The organism is Nostoc sp. DedQUE05, from assembly GCF_034530955.1.
In the GTDB taxonomy this organism is placed as follows: Bacteria; Cyanobacteriota; Cyanobacteriia; order Cyanobacteriales; family Nostocaceae; genus Nostoc.
On the sequence record NZ_JAVRCB010000035.1, the window covers coordinates 19,376 to 37,618 of the forward strand.

Sequence of the window (18,243 nt, forward strand, 5' to 3'; positions counted from 1 at the left end):
ATGGTGATGGATGAAGTGGTATCAAGTTTCGCCATTAGCTAAATTATCTAATGCAGATGTATTTTATAACTTAATTTTTATACCCTGTATTACAGTATGGATGGGTTATCTGTCCGTTATCTACACTTGCCAATCCGCCATCTTCTTTACGCTGGATATGATCAATCGAAATTGAGTTTCTATGGATAAGACCCTGACAAATTTTGCATTTTTGTGCATTTTGTAATGCATCTTTTATATAAATCTCACTTTTTTTATTTCGTATTAAAGTCTTGTGTAGATGAATGAGTTTCTTGATTTATTGTACGAATAGTCAAGTACTGAAAATCATTGCTAGATATAATTTCATTTAGAATATTATGAATTGCTTTTTCGGTTTGTAAATTAGTTACAAGTTTTTGAAATAATTTTGATACATCTTTGTAGCTTTTTTGAACAGACCTATATTTTAAATAAATTTGCTGAATCAAATAATCATATTTTATGAGGCATTCTTCAAACTGTTCTCGTACTTTAATGAAGTCATTGATTTTTTGTCTTTTATCAAGTTCCATTACAAAATCAACTACAGCGAGTAAGGATACTGTTCTATGCCGTCCCTCTTTTGAGTAAAAGTATATAACTGGATGTAACCCCAAAGATGAGGAATGATTACTATTTAGTCTATATACAATCTTTCTGGTCTTCTTTAAAATCTGTATTGTTGCTTCACCAGTTAAGTCATCGTTAATTCCCTTATTATTAAAATCAAGATTGTTAACAACATTAATAAAATCTAAAATTAGTGGTAATGTTTGTGATGAATATAGTTTTCCTCCAACTGGTATGTCCAGAGTTTTTATAGGGGTCTTTAACTTAGGCGCAAAAAGTATTTCATTAATCTCTTTAGCTATTTCTTGTATTTGATGTTGTGTTTCATTTGAAAAAGATGACCAATATTTATGCCCTTTGCCGCTTCTAATAATTGCACGCGCTGCAATACTGTTAGGCTTTCTCCTAGATTCAAGGAGTTTTAGCTCAGTTTTATCTATTGGTGCAGCTTGTTGATTAATTTTGAAGAATGAACTTTCTGCTTTAGTTGCATCACCTTCAACCCATTGAAGTTGAATTGCCAAGGCTGCCAGATTTTTAGCATATTTGACAACTTCGGGTTTAAATTTATCAGGATATGTGGAAGCCAACTTAAAATCATCATACGAACCGACTGTTTTGTTTACTAATTTTCGTGTTTCTTGAGCAATTTCTAGTTGTTCATCAGAAATTACCCCATCATAAAAGAGTTTTGAAACTTTACCATCACCATAATCATCATTTACCCAAGCAGATAAAGCACTTAATCTATGGCTACCATCAATTACAAACAAGTAGCCGCCTGTACTTCGCCATAAAATTATTGCTGGTATTAAATCGCCCTCAATAAAACTTTTGATAAATTCAGAAATTCGATTTTTGTCCCATTCATTAGTTTCTCTTTGAAAATCAGGTTTTCTGATGTTTGAAAAGAAGAATGAGTCTATTTTAAGGTCTTCAATAGAAATTGTTTCTTTTTTCTTACCTAGATTAATATTTTCTTCCACATCAAAATCCTCTCGTGGAATCAGAGCATCTAGATTAACTTTAGCCATGATGGATGTTTTCCCCTGTATTGGTACAATTATACGTCAAGCTCATAAGCAGCAAGTACGACTGAACATCATAGCCTCTCAAAGCTGAAAGTCACTTCAAGCATTGAAAATCCCTTTACTACTACCCTAAAAGCTTTCTATATCTAACCCCGACCCGATAAAGCTGCTATCGATGATATGCTAATTGGCATGGTGATCGCTCCTAATTTAGCAACCTTCGCAAAAGCTCACGAGTACGGTTCTACTGACAGGGTTGTTTAGGTAATTTATTTTTTCTTTGAAAACCCTTGCTTACCCAGCCAAAAAAAGCTATCTCTGAATGCAAGTTGGTATCATTGTGCAAAACTACCCTAATCTGGTAGCGATCGAGTTACGATCTTGTCACACCCCTTTTTTGATTTGAGAAGTCCTATTCCAGAATTTTCTGGTTAAAATAGTATATCTGTTCTACTCAAACTCCGACACCAACACTCCTTAAAACCATATATTAAGAGGCATTAGAGGCAGGAATGGCTATCAACACCGATACTTCTGGCAAGCAAAAAGCACTGACTATGGTGCTCAACCAGATTGAGCGCAGCTTTGGTAAAGGAGCAATCATGCGCTTGGGCGATGCTACCCGGATGCGGGTGGAAACGATTTCCAGTGGAGCGCTTACCCTAGATTTAGCATTGGGTGGTGGTTTACCCAAGGGGCGGGTAATTGAAATTTATGGGCCAGAAAGTTCTGGTAAAACTACAGTAGCGCTACACGCGCTCGCCGAAGTGCAAAGAAATGGCGGTATTGCTGCCTTTGTTGATGCTGAACACGCCCTAGACCCTACTTATGCTGCGGCATTGGGTGTAGATATTGACAATTTGTTGATTTCCCAACCTGACACTGGCGAATCAGCTTTAGAAATTGTCGATCAACTTGTTCGCTCTGCTGCGGTTGATATTGTAGTTATAGACTCAGTAGCAGCATTGGTTCCCCGTGCTGAAATTGAAGGCGATATGGGTGATGCTCACGTTGGCCTGCAAGCGCGGTTAATGAGCCAAGCCCTACGTAAGATTACTGGAAACATTGGTAAATCTGGTTGTACAGTAATTTTCATCAACCAGTTGCGACAAAAAATTGGTGTTACCTACGGTAGCCCAGAAACCACAACTGGTGGTAACGCATTGAAGTTTTACGCTTCGGTGCGCTTGGACATTCGCCGAATTCAAACCTTGAAAAAAGGTACAGATGAATTTGGTAATCGTGTAAAAGTCAAAGTCGCCAAAAATAAAGTAGCGCCGCCTTTTAGAATAGCGGAATTTGACATTATTTTTGGTAAAGGTATTTCTACCTTGGGTTGTCTTGTTGACTTAGCAGAAGAAACTGGCATTATTGTCCGCAAAGGAGCTTGGTATAGTTACAACGGCGATAATATCTCCCAAGGACGAGATAACGCCATTAAGTATCTAGAAGAAAAGCCTGAATTTGCTGAAGAAATCAAGAAACTAGTGCGTGAAAAGCTAGATAAAGGCGCTGTTGTTTCTGCTAACTCTGTCGCTAAAGCTAGTGACGAAGATGAAGAGGAAGAAGTCGATTTAGAGCCAGAAGAATAAGGAATGTGGATTTATTAATCTGCAATTGCTAATAGATGGTGCGTTACAAAGACAGCTAACGCACCTTATTTTTTCAAAAATCGAGATTTGGATATTGTTAAATACAAGCTTAAATCCTGATCGTGAATAGATTTGAACTGATAAACACATCCAACTTGATATTTTGGCGTAGGTGTAGCCCATCGTAGACACGGCACTGGTTTGTTACCGATAACCCATTAATTTAAACTTGACAACTACTATTAAGGAAAAAGGATAAAAATACTAGATCGGGGTTTTAGCCTGAGATTGACACTAATGACCAGCTATATGGTAATATTTCATGGCATTATGCTAAAAAACTTTGTTTATAATCAAAGAGTAGCCAACCCATGAGTTTAGCTGTAATTAAGTTCTCTTCAGAAGAGTGCGGCATCTGCCACAAAATGTCTTTTTATGACAAAAAGGTGGCTGAAGAACTGGGTTTAGAGTTTATCGATGTAAAAATGCAAGATACGACTGCTTACCGCAAGTATCGCAAGATTTTATTGACTCAATATCCCGATAAATCAGAAATGGGATGGCCTACTTACATCCTCTGCAATTCTCCAGAGGGGGAATTTCAGATTGTTGGTGAAGTAAAAGGAGGTCATCCCAAAGGGGAGTTTAGAAGTCGTCTGCAAGAGGTTCTAAATTCCACAGCTAATCAGAACTAATTACCTCAAAAGATTTGACCTCTAAGGCAGGGCCAATCATGGCAGTTGTCATGATATCTTCACGCACCTGCCCTTTAACTTTTGCTTTTTGTCCGGCTTTGAGTAGGTCTTTGTCAGCCCCTCTGAGGATTTCGTAAGTAACGCCCTCTTCTGTAACTAACGCCCATGCGCCTGTACCAATATCACGACGTTCGACTGTACCTGTAAGTGTAATGCTCATAACAGTGCTGATTGCTGAGTGCTGAGTGCTGAGTGCTGAGTAAGGAGAGTAGGGAATTGGGAGTTAGGAATTAGGAGTTAGGAGTTAAAAAAATTGATTCTCCATGCGCTATGCCCAATGCCCCATTCCCTATTCCCCATTTATGCTATTTTCTCTTCGTTTTTCAATGCTAAACGAACAAGTCCATAACAGACTAGGGCATTAGCAATGAGGAAAAGACGTGCTAAGTTACCACTTCCTAATCCCCAAACTGTCGGCTCGAAAAACGCACTTGTAGTTAAGCACGCTGCTACACCTAAAGTTGAACCAATGGCAAACCATTTCCAACTAGGATGTCCCAGCAGCAATGCCATCAACACAATGGGAATCAGTACACTGGCAAATAGAGGATTTAATGCATCAGTTCCCTGGAGAGTATTACCTAATTCGGGAATTGAACTGCCCAAAACCCGGAAAGGCCATTGGGGAAGATCAAAAATATAGATTCCCTTGAGGAAGAATAACCCAGAACTGCCGGCGATTAGTCCACTGGATAAAGACCAACTCCAAGTGAAGGGGAAGTAAACGCGTAAAAACCAAGCCAGCAGATAGGAACCAACTACCATTAAAATCTTGGGTAACAGTGCTACCGCACCACCATCAATCCAAAAGCCGGGGTTAAGATAGCCGCTATCCCTTAACCACCGAAAGAAATCTGGAAAACTGATTTGTCCGCTAAAGGCTAGTTTGACTGCTGCTTCTGCATTGAGTTGTCCAGCGCCATAATAGTTCAAACCATCATCCTGAATAACTCGCGCCGACTGTTTGAGGACTTTTAAAACTTCATCTGGTTCTTTGATGCCAGCAGCTTTGATTAATGCCGCAACACCGGCAACGTGGGGAGAAGCCATGCTTGTACCTTGGAAGCCGAGAAATACGCCTTCGCCTTTTTCATCGATGGTTTCTTGGAGAATTTTACCAGCTTCACTACCACCAGGAGCAGAGATATCTACTCCTGCACCAAAGTTAGAATAGGGCGCTCTTTCGCCATCTGGGCCAATTGCCGAAACGCCGATGACGTAGGGATAGCGAGCTGGATAGCTTGCTCCATTGGCGTTTTCATTTCCGGCTGCGGCAATAATAACAACACCTTTTCGATGAGCATACTCGATCGCTTGTTTCATCAACTGGCTTTCACCGCCACCACCCAAGCTCATATTAATTACATCTGCGCCTTTATCAGCAGCAAATTTAATCGCTTCGGCAATATCGGCAACGGTACCACCGCCATAAGAACTGAGTACCTTCAGGGGCATCAGACTGGCTTCGTAGGCAATTCCAGCGACGCCATATTTATTATTTGTGGCTTGAGCAATAGTTCCGGCAACATGGGTACCGTGACCATTATCGTCTGTGGCTTCTTCTCGGTCGTTAACAAAATCATAGCCCTTGACGAATTTTGTCTCATACAAGTCGCGAACCTTGGTAATTCCAGTGTCAATAACTGCGACTGTGATGCCACTGCCTTTGGTTTGACTCCATGCGCCTTCAACACCGATTTTGTGCAAGTTCCATTGCTTGCTGTAATATTGGTCATTAGGGCCAGTTAATGAAGGACTTGCTTCTTCATCTTCTTGGGGTGTTAAAAATTCACCTAGCCAAGCGGTTTTACCTGGTTGTGGAATCTTGTTGTAGATATAGTTTGGTTCAATGAATTCTGTCGCTTGGGCAAACTGAGATTTTTTCAGTTCTTGGAGCCGTTGGCGATCGCCCTTGATAATATACACATTATCTTTTTTGGAAAACTTGTTGTCTAATTGGGGTGTAACGTTGTATTGTTTGGCGATCGCTTGCAAACCCTGTTCCACTACAAGTGATGGAATATCTTCCCGAAAATCAAGCAAAATCGTCTCAAACTCTCCTTTAGCTGCCAATCCCTGAAAATTCAGGAAACCAAATATGGCAGATCCCAGCCCAATGACAAACAAGCACCATAATATAAGTTTTCTCATATTAACTCATCACCGCTTTTTGCCAGTTTGCTCATACCATAACTTATCTCGACCCCTTGTTGGTAGATTTTGCACTTTTAGTTACAAGTTTCACTCAAAACTGAGGATTTTTTTAAACGATGGAACGTGGTCTTTTGTGGTTGCCGCTGTTAGTAATGTTTTTCTGGTTGGCTTGGCAAGGCTCGAAGGAGTATCAAAAAGTCGAAGCCTATCGCACTTGGGCAGAGCAATTTGAACGGGCTAAGTATGATATTTATGCTGTATTAGGTCAAAAAGAAAACAATATCACTTGGGGAAAACCTACGCCTCAAGGGCCGATTAAACTAGAAACATTCTCCTTGCTTGATATCAAACAAATCCAGGTTTTAGTAGATGAAAAATCAGTAGATGTAAACAATCCACCAGAGAAAGGTCGTTCCATAGAATTAGAATTTCTATTTTCCGAATCTGCTAATTCCGTGCGGGTTCCGTTTACAGAAATCCCTTTGGCAGCAGAATGGGGAAAGTTTTTGCAGGGGCTATTACAAGAGTTGCGATCGCAACCATAGCAGTAGTTATATTACAACTATAAGTTCCAAATAATACGGCTATTTCTGGTCAAAAAGTTAGATCGCTAGTGATGATATTATTCATGGACAACGACATTTTTATTGGAAAGATGTTTTTTGGAATGGCTTTTACTTGACTACCATTTATTAAACATCTCCATAAATTCAATAATTGTTAGGTGAAGGCTGGGAAAAGGGGAAAGGTTAAAGGAGTAAACATCTTTTCCCTTTCCCCCTTGCCCTTAAAAGAGTCAAGTTTCCTTGGCGAACTACTAGCTATGCTTGAATGATAAAGTCAGAAGCAGTAAGATTGGGCGCACGAGTAAGTTGTGCAAATTGACCACCACTGCCGAAACCAGCAGCGCTACCATTTTGATTGTATAGTAACTGCCCAGTCATCGAGTCGTAAACAATCACAGCATTGCTAAGTGCCCCTGAACTGCTGATTTGAAAATCACTGGCGTTACTAAAACCCGTTCCCCCAACAGAAGTAATAGCAGTAAAGGTAGTCTTATCGAGGACAATCTTATCACCTTGAGAGCGATTGAAGTCAGCGATAGTATCAATACCCACAACCGCACTATTAAAGATGGAATTGGTGTTGTAGAGGAAAGAGTCAGCACCGATGCCACCCACAAGAGTATCATTGCCTTGTCCACCAATGAGAAGATCGTTGCCAGTACCACCCCGCAGTAGGTCGTCACCACCACTGCCATCGATGGTATCATTACCCCCTTGACCATTAATCACATCGTTGGAAGCGTAAAAACCGCTGATGTTATTGTTCAAGTCATTGAGGAAAGTGACAGTGTTTGTTGTAGAAATATATGTTTGAGTGGAGTTGGCATTAATCACATCAAAGCTTTTGGTAACACTGTCTTCTCCGTCAAAGATGATATTGCCAATGGCAGGTCTTGTTGTCGATGCGGCTAAGTTGTCTAGGTTTTCTAACTTAAAGTTTTGCAGAGTGACTTTAGTATTAGCCACATTTCCAAAGCTGACTTCTAAATTGCTGCCATTTTGAGTTAATTGCAGATTTCTCGCAGTCAATTCAGTCCCAATAAATTGTAAGGTATCTATCTTGGCAATGACCGTAGCCGGAGGATTTGAGCCAGTACCTACACCACCAAAGTTGGTGATGCTGTAATTGCCATCACCTCGTTGGATAACAAAGGTGTCATTGGAGTTGGTACCATTGAGAACTTGAATTTCTGGGGCAGGAGCAGGTCTAACTGTGCCACTAATAGCAAAGTTAAAGGGGCTTTCATTACTATCGTTATTGTTTAAACTGAAGTTGCCACTATAAGTACCGGCTGTAGTGGGGTTGAGTGCTACCGATATGGTAGTAGAAGCATTACCAGCCACGCTCGTTGGAAGAGTTCCGACCAAACTAAATCCGTCTGGAAGTTTCAGATTACTCAGCTTGAGTATGCCTGTATCGGTGTTCTTGATGGTAAAGGTTTTGGTTAAGCTGTCACCAACAGTCGTTTCACCAAAGTTAATGGCAGTGGTGTTGCCATCTGTAATGTTAATATTGCCATCGAGAACTTGAATTTCTGGAGCATTAACTGTGCCACTAATGGCAAAGTCAAAATGGCTTTCATTAATATCGTTGTTGTTTAAACTGAGGCTGCCACTATAGACGCCGGTTGTAGTGGGGTTGAGTGCCACCGATAGGGTAGTGGAAGCATTAACAGCTACGCTCGTTGGAAGAGTTCCAACCAAACTAAATCCGTCGGGAAGTTTAAGATTACTTAGGTTGAGTGCAGCTATACCGGTATTCTTGATAGTAAAGGTTTTAGTCAAGGGTTCACCAACAAGAGTCTCACCAAAGTTAATAGCGGTGTTGCCATCTATAATGTCAACATTGCCATTGAGAACTTGAATTTCTGGGGTTTTGGTGGAGTTGCGGGGAGCTTCGTATGCACCAATATCAATGACTGTACTGCCATTACCATCACCATCCTGAGGAGTCTTCTTAGTGATGCTATTGAAGGCATTGGAACCACCATCGATCGCAACACTTCCAGGTTTGAGTGCAAAATTCCCTTTGTCTGCATCAACGAATTGAGGATCTTGACCCAAAAGATTCTGTAACCCTGTAGCGTTTAAATTATCTGAAGCTTGGAATAGGTTCGAGTTATAAACAAGATTGCGATCGAAAATTACATTTGTGTCGTACTTAATTCTGTTAGCATATTGATTGTCGTTTGCATACAAAATGTTGTTGTAGGCACGTACATTTTCCGAGTAAGTAACACTAATCTCTCCAGAATCTGTAAGAACTTGGGCATTCTTGTAAGCTGTGTTGTTGATAACATCAACATTGGTAGCTTTGAAAACATTAATGCCTGCACCTCCATTGTTGTAAGTAATGTTATTTGCAATTAATGCTTTACCTGTATAGGGCACATTATCTTTGCTGATATCGGTAGTATCAAGCATAATCCCATGTCCCTCAGTAATTTTGTCAACGCCTCCATTTTTCCACGGAACTAAACTTTGGTTATCGTAGACAATGTTGTCTCGCAAAATCATTCTGTAGTCAGTGGTATTGTTATCAAAATTAAAACTGTTGAGAGAGGTTATTCCCTGATTGCCGTGAGGTGAATACCAAGCATTTCCAGACACAATGTTTTTCTCAACAGTTATATAGTCTGAATTACTGAATGCTATACCTCCACCTGGAAAGTTACGGATTGTGTTACCAGTGATGACAATATGATGGGGATTAGTACCACCTTCACCATCAACGTTTTTCCATGCATTAACAGCAATACCATTACTATTGGTCAAGGGGTTATTCAGGTTATTCTTCTCTTGCAAGGCATATTCGAGAGTGATGTTTTCCCGATTGCCTTTTATATTAAGTCCTTCAATCCGCACGTAGGATGAACTCAATATATTAATGCCACTTCCCGTTGTTGTGATCGTCGGCGTAGCCCCTGGATAAGCTTTTATTGTTGTCCAGTTATCTGGTGAGCCATTCAAGTTAAAAAGCGTAATCCCTTTCATTTGATAATTTCCATTCATCACATAGAGGGTGTCGCCTGCTTTCATCTCATATACGGCTCTACCCAAGCTGAGAAATGCAGATTCTTCGTCTAAGCCATTATTTCTATCACTGCCTGTTGCAGAAACGTAATATGTATTGCCAGCCATCTGTTTACTCCGAATATGTGTAAGGGAAATTGGTAGTACAATCTCAGCAACTTTCTTCAGTTGCTAAGTAGTTATTTGAATGAGCCATCTATCTGAACTGTTAAGGACAGTCACAGTTATCCGATCGCGACTTAAAATCGCGTCGATTATAGAAACACTGTTGTCAAACTGAAAAATTTTTCTCCTGTCAACCGTTAATGGTTAAATCAGGAATATCAATACCGTCAATCGTCAGAGTTTTGTTGAGATTAATTGGACGATTAGCGCGTAGATACTTCTACTCCAGACTTTATCTTTAGCCACTGCGTAGGCGTAGCCCATTGTAGACATAGCTGCTCTTTGTAAACCAGCTTTAGCATCTGTTTTTTTCAATAAAACGATCGTATTTGGCATAGTAATTCCTCTGAACTTTATGCGTTGTTTTAGGTCAAGAGGTTGCCAAATCTGCATGGTAAAATTCACCCTTAGCTGATAACTGGGGACTTAAAGTTAAAGCGATCGAAGTTAAATTGGTTGAAACTTTAGTTAGGTTGACCCTTTAACTTAAGGGGACTAATGTAACAACTTAGTTGAACCTGTTTTAAGCGGTGTAACTGAGCGTTGTGAACTTAGTTAAAACTAACCTTTACAAATAGCACTTGATATCAGTAAAACTCCTGAACATGGTAAGTTTTTTTACAACTAAATTCAAAAAATTATGGATATGTCTGCTGGAGTTCTATTAATTTCCAGAATGATATGAGCATAAAAAGCGCTTTGTGCAAGGATTTGATGAAGTTTCTCTAAATAATTCAGAACTCTCAAGTTAGATTGCGATCGCGCGCAGGAAGAAAAAGGATTTTAGCCTAGTTCATCAATCTTTGAGATAGTTTGGTTTGATGACGCTAACTTACTTAATCTTCATAATATGAACGCTGAAATAAACTCCAGAATACCTGTAGCTTTAACCATTGCTGGTTCAGATAGCGGTGGTGGTGCAGGAATTCAAGCTGATTTACGTACCTTTGCTTTTCACTGTGTCCACGGTACTAGTGCTATAACCTGCGTCACGGCACAAAACACTCTAGGAGTGAAGAGGGTCGATGCTATGCCAACAGAGGCTGTTGTAGCGCAAATTCAGGCAGTAGTTGAGGATATTGGCGTACAAGCTGCCAAAACTGGAATGTTGCTCAATCAGGAAATTATTTTTGCTGTTGCCCAGCAAGTGGAAGCTTTACAAATCAATAATTTAGTAGTCGATCCAGTAATGGTGTCACGCACGGGAGCACAATTGATTGATGATGATGCTGTAAAGACTTTATGCCATGCTTTGATTCCGAAAGCGGTTATGATTACGCCCAATCGCTATGAAGCCCAGATTTTGAGCGGTTTACAAATTAATTCTTTAGAGGATATGCAAGCTGCTGCGGAAATTATTTACAAGACTTTAAAGACAAAGGTTGTTTTAGTCAAAGGCGGAGGTATGCAGGGAGATTTACGTGGCGTTGATATTTGGTTTGATGGGGACAAGTTGGAAGTTTTGACTTGCCAGCAAGTAGAGACAAAAAATACCCACGGTACTGGTTGTACATTATCGGCTGCGATCGCTGCTAATCTAGCTAAAGGAAAAGATTTGTGGCAGGCAGTGCAACAGGCAAAGGAATATGTGACTACCGCACTCACTTACGCCCTAGATATTGGCGAAGGACAAGGCCCTGTGGGACACTTCTTCCCATTGTGGGGACTAGGGACTAGAGACTAGGGATTAGAGATTGGAGACTGGGCATTCGGGATAGGGACTAAAGAAAAGTTTTCTCAGTACCTCATCTTCAATGCCCAAATAAAAAATCTTTGCCCTTTCGGTATTTTTCTATTATTCTTGGGCATAGTTTCAGGGGTGACTATCTCTGTTAGCATCTCTGTACGATCTAATTACTTTGATTTTTAATACCAAGCCCCCGATGCGAACAACCATAGGTTCTGTTCACGGAAATTCGCCAACATTGAGTACTCAAGCCTATCCTCCCTCTGTACCACTATCTGTATACAGGGAATTGTCAACAGAGTTGCAAGCAGCACAGGCGAGGCTAAATGCACTCACCACCCAAAATCAGCAACTAGTACAAGAAAATCAACTATTACGCCAAGAAATTACCAAAGTCGTTGAGTCTTTTTCTCGTTTGCAAAATTTTGTCGATTCCCATGCTACAGCTAATTATCCCCAAGCTAACCAAGCTTCTGGTGATGTTAAAAGTGTTGCTAAACAGCCAGTAACACAAGCGCGTTCACCTCAGCAGGTTTCTCGTTCGCGTCCATCTGTTGTGTCCAAACAACCAGCTAAAAAAAGCCGCCGCCAAGACTTTTCTGCACCTGTAATGGAAATGAACTTTCCGATATCAGAACCAATTTTTATAGAAGAGCAGCAAGTCAGTTATTATTCCACTACTGAGCCAGATGTCAAGGGACTCAATGGCTGGTGGTTAATTATTACCATCTTGTTAATCATGCTGACTGCCTTTAGTGCTGGATATTTCGTTGTGCGTCCCTTGTTTGAACATCAGAAACGTTAGTTGACATTCCCACAGTCAGCAGTAGCAGGCTTTCGGGCTAGTATGCAATTTGGCTGCGATCGCTCTCTAAATATCTGAACAAATCTGCTAAATGGTGGAAACAATCTATTTTTAGGTTATAAAAGCTACATAAAATGTTAAATTGACAGCAACTTCTTGATGTTAGAACCTCAAAGATTATCCAATTAATAAATCCTTGCCGCTTGTTATGTCATAAACCCTCAAGTAAAGCACCTACACTTTAAAAAAGTTGTAATTATTACATATTTTTTAGGAAAAGCACTGCTAGTTACAGCTTCGGACAGCGGATCTGGTTAGATATATAAACGAAGCTAGTAGAAGTCAGGAGTCAAGAAGATGAAAAAAGTCGAAGCTATTATCCGCCCATTTAAGCTAGATGAGGTGAAAATTGCTTTAGTTAACGCTGGTATTGTTGGCATGACTGTTTCTGAAGTCCGGGGGTTCGGACGGCAAAAAGGTCAAACTGAACGATATCGTGGTTCTGAGTACACCGTTGAGTTTCTCCAAAAACTCAAAGTGGAAATCGTCGTTGACGACAATCAAGTTGATATGGTGGTAGACAAAATTATTGCTGCTGCCCGCACTGGTGAAATCGGCGATGGTAAAATTTTCATCTCGCCTGTTGAGCAAGTGATTCGGATTCGCACTGGCGAAAAGAACACAGAAGCAGTTTAAAAAAGTTATGAGTTAAGAGTTATGAGTCAAGACTAATGAATGAAGATTTAGCAGAATTCATAACTTCTAACAGACGCGATTAATCGCGTCTCTACTCTTAACTTTTGTACAGACGCGATTAATCGCGTCTCTTAACTCTCTCTAATTGCGGAAGTAAAGCTGTAAAAGCCTTGCCTCGATGGCTAATTGACCTCTTCAACTCCCGTGTCATTTCAGCAAAAGTTAATTGCAACTCTTGCACATAAAAAATTGGATCGTAGCCGAAACCACTATCACCACGAGGCACGTGGAGAATTTCGCCGCGACAAATACCTTCAGATTGTAATACGATCGCACCATCAGGACGAGCGATCGCTACTGCACAAACAAATTGAGCTTGCCGATTTACCTCGTTGCCTAATTCTTTGAGTACCCTAGCAATGCGTTCTGAGTCGGTTTTGGCGTAACGTGCAGAATAAACTCCTGGTGCGCCATTTAGGGCATCTACTTGCAAGCCTGAATCATCAGCAATTGCCCAGTTTCCCGTAGCTTTAGCAATTTGCGACGCTTTTAGACAAGCGTTAGCGGCAAAAGTTTCGCCCGTCTCTTCAATTTCCAACTCTTCAGGTTTAAGGGTTAATTCCCAACCAGAATTTTCCAGGTAAGCTTGCATTTCCCGCAACTTACCTGGATTTCCTGTGGCTACTACAAGTAATGTCATAAAAAGTTATCAGTTAGGAGTTAGGAGTGATAAGTTATGAGTTATTAATTCTTAACTCCTAACTCTCAACTCCTCACTAATTTTACTCCGCCCAGTGTTTCGCCCAAGCAAGAGTTTGATGCACTTGCTCAATTGTCGAGGCTTCGCAGTACAGGCGTAAAACTGGCTCAGTCCCGCTAAAGCGAATCATTAACCAGCTTTTATCTGCAAGGCGATACTTGTAGCCGTCAATTGTTTGGCAATCAATCACTGCTTTCCCTGCAATTTCCGTTAAGGGTTGGGTTTGCAATTGTTGCAAAAGACGCGATCGCACTTCCATATTTGCTAAGGGCAAGTCAATGCGATCGTATGCTGAGATAAATCCTGTTTGTTTCTGCAAGTAGCGATAATATTCACCTAAATCCAAACCAGATTCGACAATCGCCTCTAGTACGTACAATGCTGACAGCAATGCATCGCGTTCGGGAATATGGCTGCCATAGCCAATTCCTCCTGATTCTTCACCGCCCAGCAACACTTTTGCTACTAACATTCTGTCAGCGATGTATTTATAACCAACTGCTGTTTCAAAGACTGACAGGTTATGTAGTGCTGCTACAAGGGGCATCAAGTCGGAACCACTAACAGTTTTAACTATTTCACCCTTAAAGTCGCGCCGCAGGGTTAAATGGTCGATTAATATCGGGATTAATACTTGCGAGCTGAGGAAGTTGGCTTCTCCATCTACTGCTGCAATGCGATCGCAGTCTCCATCAAATACTAACCCCACTGTTAAACCCGATTTATCGGTTTCTCGGTGAGTCTTGATGACTTCAAATAGCTTTGAAAGGTATTTCGGCAATGGTTCCGGCGCACCGCCTCCAAAGAGGGGATCGCGATCGCTGTTGATTTCTTTGACTCGATCGCCTAGTAGTTTCGCCAATCCGCCAGCCGCCGCGCCATGCATAACATCGGCAAATAATGTCAGTTTGCCAGATGCGATCGCTTCTCGAAGTTTAGCGATATCAACTTTACCTTCTAGCGCTTGGGTATAACTGGGCCAGGGATCGAACTTCTCTTGCTTGCCTGGGGTAGCTGCTAGTGGTACTCCAACCGACAACTGCGCTTCTATCTCTTTTGTGACTTCTGGCGGTACCGACCCACCAAAATATCCTTTGACTTTTAACCCCAAATATGCGCCAGGATTATGGCTGGCTGTAATTACCAGCGCCCCCAAAGCATTGAGTTCTTTTGCTGCCCAACTATAAGCTGGAGTTGGGGCAAAGCTTTCGCTCAGTAGCACATCAAAGCCGACAGCAGAGACAGTATCGGCGACAGCACGAGCAAAGTCTTCGGCCATGAATCGGCGATCGTAACCGACAATTATTGTCCGGCTACCCACCGTAGAAAAATACGTATCATATAATACTTTTGCGGCAACTGGCGCGACCAGGGCTAGGCGTTCAAAGGTGAACTCGTCACCGATAACGCCCCGCCAGCCGTCTGTACCAAACTTGATTGAGTTAGTTACAACTGGCATCTAAGTATCCTAACTGTCTACTTGAGGATTCTAGCATTTATACAGTGTGCAGAGTAAAAAAAGAATCTAGTAAAAGTATGTACTAATAATATTCAACACAAAATTTATAATTAATTTTTTAAAATCTAGGGGTAGCTTGAACAGAGGAATAAAACCAAAGACTAAGCTCGACTTTATCCATTTTTGCCTACGGGTCATCACAAATGTAGGCGATCGCCACTCTCAAGAGGCGGAATGTCGGAGGGAGAATCAGTTGGAGTCGAATGTTGTGAAGAGGTGTTGACTACGAGCGCAGGCAGTAGAGGTGGTTAAATTGATTGTATCGTAGTGCATTAAGCCAAAGAGACGTAGTACTAAGTCTCTACATTGTTTTTTGGTGCTAAGTCTCATTCGACATCGCTCAAATTTAAACATTAGTTGTCAAAAATTGAGCGTTTGCAGCTAATGTTCTTCCATGTATAAGAAAGGTTTAAGTATTTGCAGCTTATGTATAATTATTTTTTGCAAAGGTTTAATACTTTGCAGCTAACGTTCTTCCATATATAAGAAAGGTTTAAGTATTTGCAGCTTATGTATAATTATTTTTTGGAAAGGCTTAATACTTTACAACAAATGTTCTTCCATATATAAGAAAGGCTTAAGTCTTTGCAACAATCATTGTAATGGACTTATAAATCTATTTGTCACTGAAAAAATCGGTTTAAAGCCTGAGACTCAATATCTTGACTGGAGGCGGAGCCTCTAATAAGCCATTTCCATGCTCTGCATGGGAACGAGACAAATCGTAAATCAAAAGGCTATATTTTGGGAGATCAAAAACAGTAGCTTAATCTTGTAAGAAATAATATGGGAATGATAGGACACTATAGACGTATCACACCCAATCGACTTACTGAATTACAAAATAATCCAGAGTCTATTGTTACCTATTTATTCTCTGATGACGAGGCATCTGAATCAGATGGGCGCTATCTCAATATTGACAAGACATGGCATGGTCTGCATTTTTTACTTACTGGATCGGCACTCCCAAACGATCCGCCTTTAACAAATGTTGTCATGGGCGGTACTCCACTAGGCGATCCAGAAAACCCAGATTTTGATTTTGGCCCAGCCCGCTTCCTCTCGCCTCAAGAAGTACAAGAAGTAGCAAAAGAATTAAGCAAGATTTCCAAGACCGATCTGGAAGCCCGCTTCGATCCTTCAGCACTTTTGACAGCAGACGTTTATCCACATGTATGGCAAGAAGGAAAGGAAGCATTAGAGTACATAACTGATTACTATATCTACGTGGTAGAGTTCTTTCAAGAAGCAGCTAAGTGTGGTGATGTAGTGTTGTTATACATATCCTGAGCTTTACATAGAATACACTTTAGTTAAGCATTGATCCTCGAATTTAGTGTCTGATACAATATTTTGTTTTCAACAAAGAAATCTCTTGCAAAAGTCTCTTCACGCGGTAGAATAACGAGATTTTGCAAGAGGTATTAATCATGAAACCATTTCTGTTTGTAACCGATTTAGATGACACCCTCGTATACCGGACTGTGGGCGATGACAGCGCTTTACCAGAACTAAATCAACTGCTGAGTCAACATCGCCAAGAATACGGCACTAAAATCGTTTATTCTACGGGGCGATCGCCTGTACTTTACAAAGAACTCCAAGCTCAAAAAAATCTTTTGCAACCCGATGCCCTCGTCCTATCTGTGGGTACAGAAATTTACCTTGATGGTACTGATACTCCAGACTCAGGTTGGTCAGAAATCCTTTCTCCAGGATGGGAACGGGAAACTGTATTATCTATTACAAAAAAATATCCTCAGTTAGTTCGGCAACCAGATTCAGAACAGCGTCCCTTCAAAGTGAGTTGTTTTTTAGAACAAGAAGTATCTGCGAATGTTCTACCACAACTTGAAGCTGAGTTGCAAAAAGCTAAATTAAATGTAAAGTTAATCTACAGTAGCGGAATAGACCTTGACATTGTACCCCTGACCAGCGATAAAGGTCAAGCAATGCAGTTTTTGCGCCAGAAGTGGAAATTTGCAGCAGAACAAACAGTTGTCTGTGGTGATTCGGGTAATGATATTGCTTTATTTGCTGTAGGCAACGAACGGGGAATCATTGTGGGGAATGCCCGAAAAGAGTTACTCCAATGGCACAATGAACATCCCGCAGACTATCACTACCTGGCAAGAGGATTTTGTGCAGGTGGAATTATCGAAGGCTTAAATTATTTTGGTCTCTTGTAATGATTAGTTATTTAAAAGGTATAGTCGCTGGTATCCAAACAATTGGCGCTAATCGCGTGATTCTGACTCTGGAAGTGAATGGCTTGGGGTATGATTTGCAAGTTCCCCAACGCCTAGCAAACCAGTTACCAGAATCGGGAGGAGTAACGCAAATTTTTACCCATTTGCAAATTCGTGAAGAAGTGCCCTTTCTTTATGGCTTTGCTTCCCCAGCCGAACGCGATTTATTTCGCCACTTGCTGACTGTCACAGGTATTGGTGCAGCCTTAGCGATCGCCCTCTTAGACACTCTGGAACTACCAGATTTAGTCCAAGCAATTATCGCTGGCAATACACAAATCCTCATTCAGGCTCCCGGTGTCGGTAAAAAAATCGCCGAACGCATCTGTTTGGAACTGAAAAGCAAATTAGTCGAGTGGCGCAAATCAGCCGGGTTCTTCGTCGCCACAGGCGGGCCAGCCCCAGGAATTCTCGAAGAAGTGCAAATGACTCTCTTCGCCTTGGGATATACTGCCCATGAAGTCAGTCATGCCCTGCATGTGGTCAGCGAAGACATCGGACTACCCAAAGATGCCTATGTCGAAGACTGGATTAAACAAGCGATCGCTCATCTCAGTAGCGAACAAGTTTAGTTGTCATTAGTCATTAGTCATTTGTCATTTGTCATTTGTTATTAGTCATTTGTCATTTGTCATTA

The 18,243-nt window shown here is 41.0% G+C and carries 17 protein-coding genes; 9 read left to right on the forward strand and 8 right to left on the reverse strand.

The annotated features are described in order from the left end of the window. Window positions 1-70 precede the first annotated feature (70 nt). Window positions 71-298, reverse strand: a complete 228-nt coding sequence (locus tag RMZ42_RS23650) for an HNH endonuclease signature motif containing protein (RefSeq protein ID WP_322673765.1) — start codon at window positions 296-298, stop codon at window positions 71-73. Next, window positions 255-1,625, reverse strand: coding sequence for a DUF262 domain-containing protein (locus tag RMZ42_RS23655; RefSeq protein ID WP_322673711.1), 1,371 nt, complete (start codon window positions 1,623-1,625; stop codon window positions 255-257). The genes RMZ42_RS23650 and RMZ42_RS23655 overlap by 44 nt, the downstream gene beginning before the upstream one ends. Before the next feature lie 509 nt (window positions 1,626-2,134). Here RMZ42_RS23655 and recA point away from each other — a divergent pair. Further along, window positions 2,135-3,214, forward strand: a complete 1,080-nt coding sequence (gene recA, locus RMZ42_RS23660; protein WP_292865143.1) for a recombinase RecA — start codon at window positions 2,135-2,137, stop codon at window positions 3,212-3,214. A gap of 371 nt (window positions 3,215-3,585) precedes the next feature. Further along, a complete protein-coding gene (locus RMZ42_RS23665) occupies window positions 3,586-3,909 on the forward strand; it encodes a thioredoxin family protein (RefSeq protein ID WP_099103723.1) in 324 nt (107 codons plus the stop codon). Here RMZ42_RS23665 and RMZ42_RS23670 read toward each other — a convergent pair. Next, window positions 3,896-4,129 carry a hypothetical protein gene (locus tag RMZ42_RS23670; RefSeq protein WP_289796246.1) on the reverse strand — a complete coding sequence of 78 codons (234 nt, stop codon included), beginning with the start codon at window positions 4,127-4,129 and terminating at the stop codon, window positions 3,896-3,898. The two genes, RMZ42_RS23665 and RMZ42_RS23670, sit on opposite strands and share 14 nt — an antisense overlap. A 140-nt stretch (window positions 4,130-4,269) precedes the next feature. Continuing rightward, window positions 4,270-6,120, reverse strand: a complete 1,851-nt coding sequence (locus RMZ42_RS23675) for a S8 family peptidase (RefSeq protein WP_322673712.1) — start codon at window positions 6,118-6,120, stop codon at window positions 4,270-4,272. A gap of 119 nt (window positions 6,121-6,239) precedes the next feature. Between RMZ42_RS23675 and RMZ42_RS23680 the strand changes: the two genes are divergently transcribed. Beyond that, window positions 6,240-6,668, forward strand: coding sequence for a hypothetical protein (locus RMZ42_RS23680; protein WP_322673713.1), 429 nt, complete (start codon window positions 6,240-6,242; stop codon window positions 6,666-6,668). 276 nt (window positions 6,669-6,944) lie between these two features. On the opposite strand, the gene RMZ42_RS23685 is transcribed toward RMZ42_RS23680, so the two are convergent. Together RMZ42_RS23685 and RMZ42_RS23690 are read right to left on the reverse strand one after the other, a co-directional pair. Next, entirely contained in the window at window positions 6,945-9,830 is a 2,886-nt protein-coding gene (locus tag RMZ42_RS23685) for a choice-of-anchor D domain-containing protein (RefSeq protein WP_322673714.1), read from the reverse strand. A gap of 231 nt (window positions 9,831-10,061) precedes the next feature. Then, window positions 10,062-10,223 (reverse strand): hypothetical protein, encoded by a 162-nt coding sequence (locus tag RMZ42_RS23690; RefSeq protein ID WP_322673715.1) that lies wholly within the window; start codon window positions 10,221-10,223, stop codon window positions 10,062-10,064. 514 nt (window positions 10,224-10,737) lie between these two features. Here RMZ42_RS23690 and thiD point away from each other — a divergent pair. The 3 genes from thiD (at window position 10,738) to RMZ42_RS23705 (ending at window position 13,075) form a co-directional block, all read left to right on the forward strand. Next, window positions 10,738-11,571 carry a bifunctional hydroxymethylpyrimidine kinase/phosphomethylpyrimidine kinase gene (gene thiD / locus RMZ42_RS23695; protein WP_322673716.1) on the forward strand — a complete coding sequence of 278 codons (834 nt, stop codon included), beginning with the start codon at window positions 10,738-10,740 and terminating at the stop codon, window positions 11,569-11,571. Between the two features lie 199 nt (window positions 11,572-11,770). Beyond that, window positions 11,771-12,379: a hypothetical protein gene (locus tag RMZ42_RS23700; RefSeq protein WP_322673717.1), complete on the forward strand. Its 609-nt coding sequence runs from the start codon at window positions 11,771-11,773 to the stop codon at window positions 12,377-12,379. Between the two features lie 357 nt (window positions 12,380-12,736). Next, the gene (locus tag RMZ42_RS23705; protein WP_012410794.1) at window positions 12,737-13,075 is read left to right on the forward strand and encodes a P-II family nitrogen regulator; all 339 of its coding nucleotides are present in this window, start codon (window positions 12,737-12,739) and stop codon (window positions 13,073-13,075) included. A 118-nt stretch (window positions 13,076-13,193) separates the two neighbouring features. Here the strand turns inward: RMZ42_RS23705 and rdgB are convergent, their stop codons facing one another. After that, a complete protein-coding gene (gene rdgB / locus RMZ42_RS23710; RefSeq protein ID WP_322673718.1) occupies window positions 13,194-13,775 on the reverse strand; it encodes an RdgB/HAM1 family non-canonical purine NTP pyrophosphatase in 582 nt (193 codons plus the stop codon). An 82-nt stretch (window positions 13,776-13,857) separates the two neighbouring features. Then, window positions 13,858-15,294 (reverse strand): phosphoglucomutase/phosphomannomutase family protein, encoded by a 1,437-nt coding sequence (locus RMZ42_RS23715; protein ID WP_322673719.1) that lies wholly within the window; start codon window positions 15,292-15,294, stop codon window positions 13,858-13,860. Between the two features lie 852 nt (window positions 15,295-16,146). Here RMZ42_RS23715 and RMZ42_RS23720 point away from each other — a divergent pair. The 3 genes from RMZ42_RS23720 (at window position 16,147) to ruvA (ending at window position 18,178) form a co-directional block, all read left to right on the forward strand. After that, window positions 16,147-16,647, forward strand: coding sequence for a YfbM family protein (locus RMZ42_RS23720; RefSeq protein ID WP_322673720.1), 501 nt, complete (start codon window positions 16,147-16,149; stop codon window positions 16,645-16,647). 140 nt (window positions 16,648-16,787) lie between these two features. After that, the gene (locus tag RMZ42_RS23725) at window positions 16,788-17,546 is read left to right on the forward strand and encodes a sucrose-phosphate phosphatase (protein ID WP_322673721.1); all 759 of its coding nucleotides are present in this window, start codon (window positions 16,788-16,790) and stop codon (window positions 17,544-17,546) included. Then, a complete protein-coding gene (gene ruvA, locus RMZ42_RS23730; RefSeq protein ID WP_099101282.1) occupies window positions 17,546-18,178 on the forward strand; it encodes a Holliday junction branch migration protein RuvA in 633 nt (210 codons plus the stop codon). Before RMZ42_RS23725 ends, ruvA begins: the two co-directional genes overlap by 1 nt. Window positions 18,179-18,243 lie beyond the last annotated feature (65 nt).